The organism is Luteimonas salinisoli (assembly GCF_013425525.1).
GTDB lineage: Bacteria > Pseudomonadota > Gammaproteobacteria > Xanthomonadales > Xanthomonadaceae > Luteimonas > Luteimonas salinisoli.
Genome location: NZ_JACCKA010000025.1, coordinates 1 through 1,013 on the forward strand (window position 1 = coordinate 1; position 1,013 = coordinate 1,013).

Genomic DNA, 1,013 nt, shown 5'->3' on the forward strand with positions numbered 1-1,013 from the left:
CTGCTCCACTACGTGCTCCGTCAGCTCGCCGCCAAGGACGCCTGACCGGCTCTCCGACAGGCGGAAGCCCGGCCGGCGGCAGAGCCGCCGGCCGGAGTCACCGGATCAGCGGCGACCAGCTCGCGCTGGTCATGCGCCAGTCGCCGTCGCGCATGCGCCAGCCTGTCTCGACCTGGTACAGGCGCGCCGAATCCGGCACCAGGCGGCCGGAGCCGCCCGAGAGCGCCACGGTGAACCGGACCGTGCCGCGGTCTTCGTCCTGCAGCGCCACCTCGAGCGGGCCCAGGGTCGCCCCCACCGATTGGTAGCGCATCATGTAGAGCATGGCCGTGCGCCGCGCCTGGTCGCGGTCCATGCCCTGCGGGCCGATGAAGTCGTCCGCCAGCCATCGCTGCAGCTCGCCGGCGTCGCGGCCCTCGATCGCGGCCTCGACGCTTTCCACCGCCTCGCGCAGCGCCTGCTCGGGCGCCGGGCGGGCGCACGCCGCCAGTGCTCCCAGCAGGATCAACGCCCACAGCCACCGGTTGGCCGCTCCTGGCTTCATGGCTGAAACAGGCGGTCGGGGCCGCCGTCTTCGAAGGCAGTGGCACTCAACCCGAGGGATATTCGCTGGCGCGGCTCACGCCACATGCATTCAGTCGAAGCCACTCGTCGCTTCTCGGTGCGAACAACGCGGGCAGGTTCGTGGACTTCGGAGCCAGCGGCGCCCGGGCCGGGATATGCTCCCCGGCTCGGTCGGGCCATCCATGGCCCGACTCGCCGCCGCAGACCCGTGCCGCTACGCGGCCCGGTCCGGCCCGGCGCAGCGCGCCGGGCGTTCGCACAGGCCGCGCGGCAGTGCCGCGCAAGCGGCTTGTGCTCACCCATGGTCTGCTGTCCGCATATTCCCGGCCCGGGCGCCGCACCGGTCATTCGCTTTCGGATGCTTGATAGCCCATCCCTCCGAAGCCCACCAACGTTCAAGCGGGAGTCGCGCCGGGGGTGTTGCGGAGAGCAGACCATGGATGGTCTGC

General features: G+C 71.8%; 1 protein-coding gene. It reads right to left on the bottom strand.

The genetic code is table 11. From position 1 onward, the window contains the following. Window positions 1–97: 97 nt before the first annotated feature. Entirely contained in the window at window positions 98–544 is a 447-nt protein-coding gene (locus H0E84_RS03385) for a nuclear transport factor 2 family protein (protein ID WP_180677220.1), read from the bottom strand. Window positions 545–1,013 lie beyond the last annotated feature (469 nt).